This window comes from Longispora sp. NPDC051575 (assembly GCF_040681875.1).
Lineage (GTDB): Bacteria > Actinomycetota > Actinomycetes > Mycobacteriales > Micromonosporaceae > Longispora.
In genome coordinates, this window is record NZ_JBFAZP010000004.1 from 759779 (window position 1) to 770363 (window position 10585).

General features: G+C 71.2%; 7 protein-coding genes. 3 read left to right on the forward strand and 4 right to left on the reverse strand.

The window, feature by feature from the left end:
• Window positions 1-14 precede the first annotated feature (14 nt).
• From AB0M43_RS14305 to AB0M43_RS14315, 3 genes are read right to left on the reverse strand one after another with little or no spacing between them, the layout of a single operon-like run.
• A complete protein-coding gene (locus AB0M43_RS14305; RefSeq protein ID WP_363724528.1) occupies window positions 15-1160 on the reverse strand; it encodes a hypothetical protein in 1146 nt (381 codons plus the stop codon).
• Entirely contained in the window at window positions 1157-3931 is a 2775-nt protein-coding gene (locus tag AB0M43_RS14310; protein WP_363724529.1) for an AAA domain-containing protein, read from the reverse strand. The genes AB0M43_RS14305 and AB0M43_RS14310 overlap by 4 nt, the downstream gene beginning before the upstream one ends.
• Window positions 3928-5553, reverse strand: coding sequence for a hypothetical protein (locus AB0M43_RS14315; RefSeq protein WP_363724531.1), 1626 nt, complete (start codon window positions 5551-5553; stop codon window positions 3928-3930). The genes AB0M43_RS14310 and AB0M43_RS14315 overlap by 4 nt, the downstream gene beginning before the upstream one ends.
• A 220-nt stretch (window positions 5554-5773) precedes the next feature.
• On the opposite strand from AB0M43_RS14315, the gene AB0M43_RS14320 reads away from it, so the two are divergent.
• On the forward strand, window positions 5774-6541 hold the full coding sequence (locus AB0M43_RS14320) for a hypothetical protein (RefSeq protein WP_363724533.1): 768 nt from the start codon (window positions 5774-5776) through the stop codon (window positions 6539-6541).
• Here AB0M43_RS14320 and AB0M43_RS14325 read toward each other — a convergent pair.
• On the reverse strand, window positions 6525-7286 hold the full coding sequence (locus tag AB0M43_RS14325; RefSeq protein WP_363724535.1) for a hypothetical protein: 762 nt from the start codon (window positions 7284-7286) through the stop codon (window positions 6525-6527). The genes AB0M43_RS14320 and AB0M43_RS14325 overlap by 17 nt on opposite strands.
• A 633-nt stretch (window positions 7287-7919) precedes the next feature.
• Between AB0M43_RS14325 and AB0M43_RS14330 the strand changes: the two genes are divergently transcribed.
• On the forward strand, window positions 7920-9209 hold the full coding sequence (locus AB0M43_RS14330) for a GAF domain-containing protein (protein ID WP_363724537.1): 1290 nt from the start codon (window positions 7920-7922) through the stop codon (window positions 9207-9209).
• A 255-nt stretch (window positions 9210-9464) separates the two neighbouring features.
• The gene (locus AB0M43_RS14335) at window positions 9465-9635 is read left to right on the forward strand and encodes a hypothetical protein (RefSeq protein ID WP_363724539.1); all 171 of its coding nucleotides are present in this window, start codon (window positions 9465-9467) and stop codon (window positions 9633-9635) included.
• Window positions 9636-10585: the final 950 nt, after the last annotated feature.

Consider the following 10585-nt stretch of genomic DNA (forward strand, 5'->3'; position numbering starts at 1 on the left):
GGCCCCGGTACCCGTCAGAAGATCTGCTCCAGCGCGGAGAGCGCGACCTGGTCGTCGCGCTCGGCGGCCCAGTTCCAGACCTGGTTGGGGCTGGGCGTCCGGACCTCCAACTGGACGCCGAGGTGGTGGAGTCGTTCGTCCAGATCCTGGGCGGTGCGCACCGCCCCCGACCGGAGCATCATCAGGGCCCGCTCGGCCGCGGCCCGGGTCCGGATCCGCTCGTCCGCACACCACAACTGGAGAAAGGACTGCTGGTACGGCTCGAAGGTCCCCGGCCGGTGCGCCCGGAACACGGCGCCGGGACCGAAGGACTCCGGGGGCAGGACCGCGCGCAACACCCCGGAGGCGGCGTACTCCGGGCGGACGGAGTGCAGGCCCCGGCTGTCCAGCCAGTTCCGCCAGATCTGCTCGTGGTCCGGTGCCGGTTCCGCGCCGAGCGCGTCGAGAAAGACCGGGCTCGCGTTGCACACCCGCTCCAGGTGCCGGTCCCGGCCCGCCGTCGCCCCGCTGAAGACGAAGTACCGCGGATCGCTCCGGGTCTCGACGACGTGCACCGGGATCCAGCGCATGTCGAAGGACTCCAGCCGCGCGTCGGTCAGCCCGTCCGGCAGGTTGAAGGCCGCGCGATCCCGCCTACCGACCAGGGCGTCGAGTGCCTTCGCCTGGAACGGGGGGCCCATGGACGTCAATCCGCGGAAGCCCCGCTGTTCCTGGTGGGGCTGATAGTTGATCCCGGTGTAGTGGCTCTGCGGGAGCGGCCCACCGCTGAGGCGGTCGAAGTACAGGATCGTGCGATCTTCCTTGATCACGTACCGGCAGCCGTCCCGCACCGACTGCCGCCCCAACGCGGTGAGCGAGACGGTGTCGTCGGTCCTGGCCACATGGCCGATGGTGGTGAGGAACCCGACTGCGCGTTCGACCAGCGAGGCCTCCACGCCGAAGAACAGGGCCAGGCTAGCGGGGGTGTCCAGGCCGGCCTGGTCGATACCGCGTGCCAGGAAGCGGTCGAACACCTCGTACGGCTGGGCCTCGCGGACCGTGGTGGCCACCTCGACCCGCCAGACCGGCAACAGCATCGACAACAGCCGGAGCGGCCGCGCCCCGGGCACGCCGGCGGCCACCTCGACCGCCCGGTACGCGGGGTACAGGATCTCGGTCACACGCCGCTCCGCAACGCCTCGGCGATCAGGGCCCGCAGCTCGCCCGACCGCAGCACCTGGCCGTGGCGCCCGGCATGGTCGACCAGCGCCCGGAACAGGGCGCGGAACTCCGGGTGCCGGGCGTTGCCCAGTGTGTCGACATCGCCCACCAGCACGAGTTGCTCCTTCGACCGGGAGATGGCGACATTCAGCCGGCGCAACTCCGACAGGAAGCCGATGTCCCCGCGCGGGTTGCTGCGGGTGAAGCCGTAGACGACCACGTCCCGTTCGCCGCCCTGGAACGCGTCGACCGAGCCGAGGTTCGCGTCGACCAGTGACCGGTCGCCGAGCAGGCTCTCCAACCGGGTTCGGATCCTCTGGATCTGGGCGCGGTAGGGGACGATGACGGCCCACTCGCGGCCGCAGCGCTCGTAGTGCTGGACCAGGTCGACGATGAGGTCGGCTTCCAGCGGGTTGTCGTAGCCGGGGACCTGGAACGTCTCGTTGCCCTCCCACCGGCGCTCGGCGCGGAGTGTCGGACGCGCGTCCGCCGTGTTGAGCAGTACCAACGGGTGGTCGAACAGCGCGGGAGGGCGTCGGCGCGGCGTCGCGGTACTCAGGCGGCCACCGTAGAACTGGTCGGACACGAAGTCGCCGATCTCCTTCGGCATCCGGCGCTGGCGGCCCAGCAGTATCCGGTGGCTGTCGGGGGCTGTGGTGATCAGCCGTTCGAAGCCGCTGGTGGAGAGCAGCTCCACCAGCGCACCGGACTCCCCCTTCGCGGTGTGCCGGAGCCAGGCGCGCACGTCGTCGTCGACCAGTGGCGGGAGCTGCCGGTGGTCGCCGACCAGCACCGCCCGGCGCGCCCGCACGAGAGGGACCAGGGTCGTGGCCAGCGGGATCTGTCCGGCCTCGTCGACGATCGCCACATCGAAGTCCAGGTCGGCGAGGAGGTTGCGGCCGACGCCGACGCCGATGCACGTGGACCCGACCACCTCGGCGTACCGGACCAACTCGGGATGGAGCTGGTCGCTGGGCTGGGCGAGTTGCGCGCGCCAGTCGCCGATCAGCTCCGCGCGGGCCCGGAACATCGGCACGGCGCGTCTGATCCACGCGTCGAACGCCGCCACGGATGCGGCGGTCCGCTCGACCTCCGGTGGCCGGGTCACCGACGCCACCCGGGCCCGGAGCCGCACCGCGATCTCGTGGCACCGGTCCAGCTCGGTCCGCAGCGCCGCCACGGCGTCCAACGCTGCCCGGTGTTCGGCGGTGGCGCTGCCCGCGGTCGCCCGGGCCCGGTTCACCGCCGCACCCCGGTGATCGGCCACGAGGCCGAAGACGAAGCCGAGCAGCCCACGCTTCCGCGCCGTGGCCTGGAGCACGCGCTCCTCGCACCGGCGCACCTCGGCGAGACGCACGTCGACCGCGTGCCTGGCGTGCTGCTCGGCCTGTTCGGCCAGCGCCAGTCGCCCGGGGTCGGGCGGGGTCAGCCGCGCGAGCGCCGCCTCGACGGCGGGGATGGGCGACGACCAGGGGGCCAGGTGCTGGGCCCGGGCCACTGTCAGGTCCAGGATCTGCTGTTGGACGCGACTCGCGAGGGCCCCGATGGTGTACTGCCTGACCTGCGCCGACAGTTTGCTCTCGTCTCCGACCCGCAGCACCCGAACCGACTCGGGCAGGCGCTCGATGACATTGTCGACGGCGCGGTGGGTGTGCGAGGCGACCAGGACCCGTTCGCCCCGGGCGACCAGCGCGCGGGTGAGTTCCACGATGGTCCGGGTCTTGCCGGTGCCGGGTGGGCCCTGGACCAGCAGGATCTCCGGTGCGGAGAGCGCCCGGTGGAACGCTTCGAGCTGGTCGGTGTCCAGGTCCTCGGCGGGCCTGGCCCGCCGGTCGGGTGGGGACAGCGGCGCGAACGCCCCGTCGACGAGGATCCGGGCCAGCGCCGGATTTCTCGACGTGCCGTCGCGGAGCGCCCGAACGGCTCGGGACTGCACGTTGGGGATCACGGTGTTGGCGGACAGGACGAGCTCGCCCTGGTCGGCGATTCTTCTGCGGTCCACGGCGTTCGCGAACCGCACGGTCAGCACGGCGCCGTCGAGCCGGACCACCCTGCCGCGCAGGTCGGGGGCCGCGCGCAGCTCCACCCAGGCGCCGGGTCCGACCTGTCCCGGGCGGGCCAGGTGGAACGCGTAGACGCCGGCCGTCGTCGTACGGGTCGCCGCGGTGCTGGACACGGCGAGGTACGGCAGGAAGGCCGCGCCGGCCGTGGCGGCCTCGATCTGTCGGGCCGCCTCGATGGTCTCGTCCAGGGCCGCGCAGAACGTCCGGAGGGCAGTCTCCGCCGGGCCGGGGCCGGGGCCGGGTGCCGGTGTCGTGGTCGTGCGGGGGCGGGTCCGGGGGCGGGGCTCCAGGGTCACGCACCCGGCCGGGACCGTGCCGAGCGTGTCACGCCACCACCACCCGGGTGCCGAGACCAGGACGGCACCGGCGGCGAGCTCTCTGTGGTGCCGCAACGTGATCGGTCCGATGCGTTCCACGTAGTAGACGTCGCCCTGCCGGGAGCGTCGCACCCCCAGCACGCAGCGGTGTGCGTAGACGTTCTGCCACTGGCCGTCGAACGTGACGGGCACTCCGCTGGCCGAGGACAGCGACCCCAGCTCGTGCACCGCGGCCTGCGGGGTCGGCAGGTGGGCGTGCTCGGCCCGGGCCTTCATCATCTGCTCGGCCAGGTTCCGGCCAGGGACGAAGACGACCGGTCGCGCCAGCCGGATCGTCTCCGGGCCCGTCACGCCGCGCCCCCGCCGAGGCGCGCGAGCGAGGTGACGAGGGACGTGAGGTCGGGTCGGAACTCCTGGTCGGTTGCCAGGGCCCCGAGGAGCAGGTCGTCGAGTGCGCGGGGCAGATCCGGGTGCACCGCGCTGGGCTCCGGCGGGGCCTGGTCGGCGGGGTGGCCGGTGGCCAGGTGATAGAGGACCGCCGCCAGCTGGTACACGTCGGTGGTGGGCCCCGGCGGGGTGGAAGCGGGCCGCCACTGCTCGGGAGCCCGGTAGTTCGCCGTGCCTTCCCCGGCGACGGCGGGCCGGGCGGCCAGCCCGAGGTCGCGCGGGCACAGCGAGCCGTCCGGCAGCACCAGGATGTTGTCGGCGCGCAGATCCCGGTGCGCCCGCCCCAGCCGGTGCAGTACGTGGAGGGGGCGGGCGAGCGACGGGAGCCCGCGAAAGAGCCGGAAGAGCAGGAACCGTGGTACCGGGGTGTCGCCCTGGCCGTAGACCTCCGCCACCGGGACCGCCCGGTTCGGCACCTGGACGGCCAGGGCGCGGTCGTCCACGGCCACCAGGTCGGGCAGCTCCGGATGCCGCTCGTACAGGCTCCGCTCTGTCCGCAGCTCGGCCACTGCCGGGGCGTCCCGGCGGTTCAGGACCAGGCCGGTCAGCCACACGTCCCTGCCGACCGGCTCCAGTTGCCGGGCCCGGGCGTGGTGCCGACACCAGGCGCGATCGGGGGCGATCTCGGTCCGGACCGGATCGTGCAGGAGAAAGGCGCTGTCACCGATCCGGATCTCGTCGCCGCCCGACCAGGGTCGGGGGGTCGGGGTCCAGTCGGTCCGGGCGACCAGCGGCCGGGGTGGGCGGTGGGTGGCCTCGTCGTGCGCGGCGAACACCAGGTCACGGAGGTCCGCCATCCGGAGTCGGTGCCGGGAGCTGTCCGGGGCCCGCCGGGACCTGAGGTCTCGGACGGCGCCGACGAGCAGGCCGATCTGTTCCTCGGCCGTGGGCTGGCGCTCGGTGCCGGCCGTCGCGATCCGGCGCAGAAGCACCCCGTAGCAGGTTTCGGCGAGACGGGAATCGCGGTCTGCCAGATTCAGCACCGCCCCCAGACGTCTGATCCCGACGGCCGAGATGTGCTCGCGGCTGGGCAGCGCCGGCCGGTCGAGCACCAGGGCGGCCGAGAACCGTGCGGCCTCCGCCTCGTCGACGAACAGGCCGGTGGGCGTCTTGCCCTTGCCGTTCAGTCCGTCGGCGAGTGCGTGGGGCGTCAGCTGGGCGCGCACGGCGCGGGTGACCGGGGCGTTGGACTCGAAGACCAGGACGCAGCCGTCCTGGCTCTGACGCCACACCCGGAAGAGTCCGAGCAGGATCTCCCGGACCACCTCGCCCATGGTCCAGCTTCGACGGTCGGGCTCGCGGTGTTTCACGGAGACGAGTTCGACCCCGCCGTCGGACAGGCCGACCAGGTAGTCGGTCGACCACTCCACCAGGATCTCGTGGACCTGGTCGGAGAGCAGATTGGCGATACAGCGCAGAGCGACACACTCGTCCTGGTACTCGAACCGGGCCCGCGTCCGGCGCCCGGTCTCGCCGGTCGGATCGAAGACGTACGGTTCGGGAGCTGCCGGGTCCGATCGCGACATATGGCTACCTTAGAGTGAGTCGCGGCGTTCCGCAGTACCGTGTGCCGGGTCCGCCACGGCCGCCGGCAGCCCGCTCGCCCGGCGCGTACCCCGCTGGTCCGGGCCCTTGATCTGACTGTTGTCAGATGTATTGCTTACCGTGGGTTCCTCGACAGCTCCAGCACCTCTCCATACATTCAGATCATTCCATCTGTTGATGAAATGAGACCTGGGAGTGCCCATGTCAGGAAATGGTTCGCTGCGCCGCGGTATGGCGCGTCTCGGCGTGATCGGCGCGGTGTTCACCGCCGTCGTCACCCTCTCCGCGGGGACGGCCTTCGCCGCCAGCGGCACCGTGCACACCGACAGCGGCGTGTCGGTGACCGTCCGGTCCGGCCCCCACGTCAGCTCCACGGCGGTCGGCTCCGTCGCCAACGGCGCGTCGGTGACCATCATCTGCCAGACCTACGGCGACACCGTCACCGGCAAGTACGGCACCAGCAACATCTGGGACAAGATCTCCACCGGCTACATCACCGACACCTACGTGTACACCGGTTCCGACGACCTCGTCGCGCCCCTGTGCGGCTCGGGTCCGGCGTGCTCCACCGCGGGGCTGGGCGACCCACGGAGCTGCTCACAGGCCGTGACCTGGGCGATCAACCACAAGACGACCTCCTATGTCGCGGACTACTACAACCGGTGCGACCACATCATGGGGCTGGCCTACGGGTTCCCCGCGAGCGGGTCGACCACCGCCTACGTGCACTGGACCCAGGTCCCGGCGGCGTACAAGCACGCGGGTGACACCTCCGTACCCGCCGGCGGGCTGGCCTTCTTCTCCGGCGGCGCCGGGCACGTGATGATCTCCATCGGTGGGGGCAAGTTCATCTCCAACGACATCCACGGCAACGGCACCCTGACCGAGACCACGATCGCCGAGATCAAGAGCAAGTGGGGCAAGCCCTACCTCGGCTGGACCCAGCCCTGGTTCAAGTACAACCACTGACGCACGGACGCGCCGGTCCTTTCCGGAGGGCCGGCGTGTCGGTGGGCGGTCCGGTGCCGTGAACCCGCGTTCCGGTGCACACGGACCGGGACCAGAACGGCCGGACCCCGCGCTCCCGGTCGACGGGACCCCACCGGTAGCCGGCGCGGCTCCACTCGTGGTCGCAGCTCTCCGGTGACCGGAGCGGACCGGGGTCCACGTTTCCCGCGGGCCGGAGCAGCTCCACAGGCACGACCCTGATGTCCCGTCCCGGGAACATCACCCCGACCCGGCCCTCGCGCGCGAGCTTGACCAGGGTGACGTCCGCGACGCGGAGGACGGTGCCCGTGGTCCCCTCCGGATAAGACTTCTCGCCGATCATCAGGTCGCGATCGAGCTCGACCACGTCGTCCCGGAAGTACCACTGCGGGCGGGCCGGTACGGCGGGCGGCGTCTCCACCTGACCGTCGAGCCAGGCGATCACAGCCCGCCAGTACGCCGGCGCGTTGAACCAGTCTTCGGACACCGAGGCAGGGTCGGCGGCCTGCAGCGCGTGCGCGCGACGTACCTCGGCGGCGGGCAGCTTGGACTCGAAGTACGCACGCGCCACGGCCCGGGCCGGCGTGCCGGTCACCGGAATCGGTCCGACCCTCTCGATGACAGCCTCGGTCAGACACCCGTCCGACGGGCGCAAGCCATTGAACTCGACGGCCCACCGCTCGACCTGGCCCCGCTGCTCCTCCGAAAGTCCTTCACCTGTACTCATGTCAGTACCTCCTGTGGCCGTCGGCGCGGGCGAGATCGTCGTCCTCGCCGGGGAAGCGGATCTGTCCGCGCACGCGGCTCCGGACGAGATGAACGACCGGGCCACCCACGCCCGGTGAACCGTCGAGACCACCGCGATCTCGGGCCGGACAGGGCGCCGGCTCACGTTGCACAACGTGTCCTGACCCGGGTGCTCGGGCGGCTTGGCCTGCAGCGGGTTCCTGTGGCCCTCGCTGAGCCGGAAACCACGGCGCCCAGCAGGCCGACCTCAACCGGATTTCGTTGGCCACCCGACCAGTATCGTGACCTACGCCACTCCTCGACACTCACTGTCGGATACCAAGCCGTTACTCCCCGCGCAGTCCACGACACGTGTCGGGGGACCCGCCCGATCCGAGAAAGGCAGGTGGATGGACCAGTCGCCGTAGACGCCCCTGCCTGCGGGTGCCATGCTGGGCTGCTCGCTGGTGTGGTCTGAGTACCCGTCCCTTAGGGTCGTCATGTTCCCGACCGCATACCTAGCAGCGCCCGGGCCGCCTGAAGCCGCTTCAGTGGGCCACGTTCCGGAGGGACGATGGCGGGCGCACCCCCGTTCGACCATGTGCGTATCCGAGGCTGAGAGGCGGGCGAGACCATGACCACGGTTCCAGGCCGGGCTCCGGTTGTCGCGGACGCGGTTGGCGGATGGGAGGTACCCGAGGATCTGCGGGCCCTGTTCGGGCAGTCGCCGGCCGTCTTCGTCTCGCTCAGCGGGCCGGAGCATCTGGTGGAGTCGGCGAACCCGGCGTTCTTCGCCCTCTTCGGCGGGGAGCGTGCCCGTACCGGGGTCGCGCTGGAGGACCTGGTGCCGGAGGTGGTGGAGCGGGGCTTCATCGCCCAGCTGGACCGGGTCCACCGCACAGGTGAACTCCACACCAGCCGTGACGTCCGGATCATGCTCGGCGACGGCCTCCACGCGCGGGAGGCGTTCTTCGACTTCACCTTCGAGCCGCGCCGGGCCGCCGACGGCACCGTGACCGGGGTCGGCGTGATCGGCGTGGAGACGACCCAGGTCAGGCACGCTCAACGGTTGATGGCCGAGCACCGTGCGCTGCTGGAGCAGATCGCCCGTCAGGCGCCCCTCACCGAGGTACTCGACGGGATGGCCCGGTGCATCGAGAACCTCGCCCCGCAGGAGATCCTCGTCTCCGTACTCCTCGCCGATCCCGACGGCCTGCACCTACGACACGGCGCCGCGCCCAGCCTGCCCGACTTCTACAACCAGGCCATCGACGGCATCGCCACCGGCGAAGGCGTCGGATCCTGCGGCACCGCCGCCCACCGGCGACTACCCGTCATCGTCACCGACATCACCACCGACCCGTTCTGGGCCGACTTCTCACACCTGGCGCTCCGGGCCGACCTGGCCGCCTGCTGGTCCACGCCGATCCTGGCCCGCGACGGCGGACTGCTGGGCACCTTCGCCATGTACCACCGCACCCCCCGCGTCCCACAGGACACCGACCTCGCCCTCGCCCGGGTGTTCGCCGGCACCGCAGCCCTGGCCATCGAACGCCACCACGGCGAACAAGCCCGCCAGGCCGCCGAGGCGCGCGCCCAGGCGGCCAACGACGACCTGGCCAGAGCCGTACAGTCGGAACAGGAACTCCGCGCCGCCGCCGAACAGCGCGCCACCGCCGCCGCGGAACTCGCCGCCCAGATGCGCATCGCCGCAGCGGAGCAGGCCGCCGCGCCGCACCCGGAGCACTGCCAGCTCGGCGGCGCCCGCGACTGCGCCGCACCGGCCGAGATCAAGATCGCCGACTCGTGGGGCGACGCCGCGTGGGGCTGCACCGACCACGTCGAAGAAGCCCTCATCAACGTCCGATCGGTGTTCATCGCCAACGAGGAACTCGGCGGCCTCGCCGCCTACCTCACCCGCTGACCCGTCCAGGACGGCACAGCTTCGGGTGCCTTCCAGCCCTTGCCGGGGCCCGCGGTTGGAACAGCGGACCGTCCAGCACGGGAGCCGATCTCCACCATCCGGACCACCGCAGCCAGGCCCGACCCCGTCCAGCAGGCTGTTGTGACGCGGGTCGCAAGGGTTTCCTGCCGCTTCCAGTTGCATCAATCTGTTGTTGCCGCTGTAATATTTCTGTTGGACATCGGCAGGTATCACTTCGTACGAGAGGTGGCGGTCATGGCTGTGGAACTGCGACTCGTGAGGCCGGTCCGCGACATCGTCACCTGCGTGAGTCTCGCGCCGGGAAGCCGGGGCGGGCCGCTGGACGGGCCGCTCGCCGCGGCCCGGGCGGAGATCGCCGTCCTGCGGGGGCGCCCCGTCGTCCGCGTCGCTCCCGCCGGTAGGTGAGTGGTGGCCCGCCATACCCACCGCGACGGCGACGGTCTGGACTCCCACGACCTGACCTGTGACGCCTGCGGCGCGTGCTACCCGCACGTCACGGACGCCCATCACGACTGGCGGCTGTTGTGTGACGAGGCGGCCACCGCCGGCTGGTCGGCGTCGCCCGACGGCCCGCACCACTGTCGCACCTGTGAGCCGGCCCCGATGGTTCCGAGCCCGAGGACCCCCGACCGCGGCGCCCGCCCCGGCCCCAGGCGTGACCTACGAGCCGCCCGAACACGCCAAAGAAAATCTGTAGGGGTCGGAGTAGACATGCCTTCAGACTCGTGTTAGCTTTACTCTCGTTGAAGCGAGCAAGAGTCCATGCGGGGCGACAGAGACTAGTTGCCCGTTCGAGTGGATAGGCAGGTCAGGCGTGTTGGGGCCGGGTTGGTGCACCGGGCTCCGGGCGGTGACACTGCCCGGCGGCCACCAGGGCCGTGAACGGATCAGCGGTACCGCAAGACGTAAGGAAGCGAGACAGCACGAGGCAGGAACGGCGTGTAGTGCACGCGTGTCAGGGCCGAGTTCGATGTCAGGGTCCTGACCGGTGAGAGGCGGAGAAGTTCCGGACCGCCCGACAGGCACGCGGAGATCCACAGGTCAGACGCGTCGGGACCAGGTTCGATGTGAGGGTTCCGGCCGAGACCAAGGCGGCCAGCCAGTAGGGCCGTGAGGTACCGGGGCGGTGTTGTTCCAGACCGCCCAGTAGGCACGTAGAAGCACAGGTCAGGCGTGTCGGGGCCAGGTTCGACGTGAGGGCTCTGACCGGGACCAAGGCGGCCAGCCAGTAGGGCCGTGGACGCGCAAGTGGAAGTAGCGGTTCGTGAGGGTCGGGCGTTTCGGGACCAGGTTCGATGTGTGGGTTCCGATCGAGACCAAGGCGGTCAGCACGTGGGGCCGTGTGTGGATGTACC

Bases quoted from the DNA above. Each gene is read 5' to 3' on its own strand.
- AB0M43_RS14315 (WP_363724531.1), bottom strand. From the start codon at position 5,553: ATGTCGCGATCGGACCCGGCAGCTCCCGAACCGTACGTCTTCGATCCG.
- AB0M43_RS14335 (WP_363724539.1), top strand. From the start codon at position 9,465: ATGGCTGTGGAACTGCGACTCGTGAGGCCGGTCCGCGACATCGTCACC.
- AB0M43_RS14320 (WP_363724533.1), top strand. From the start codon at position 5,774: ATGTCAGGAAATGGTTCGCTGCGCCGCGGTATGGCGCGTCTCGGCGTG.
- AB0M43_RS14325 (WP_363724535.1), bottom strand. From the start codon at position 7,286: ATGAGTACAGGTGAAGGACTTTCGGAGGAGCAGCGGGGCCAGGTCGAG.
- AB0M43_RS14330 (WP_363724537.1), top strand. From the start codon at position 7,920: ATGACCACGGTTCCAGGCCGGGCTCCGGTTGTCGCGGACGCGGTTGGC.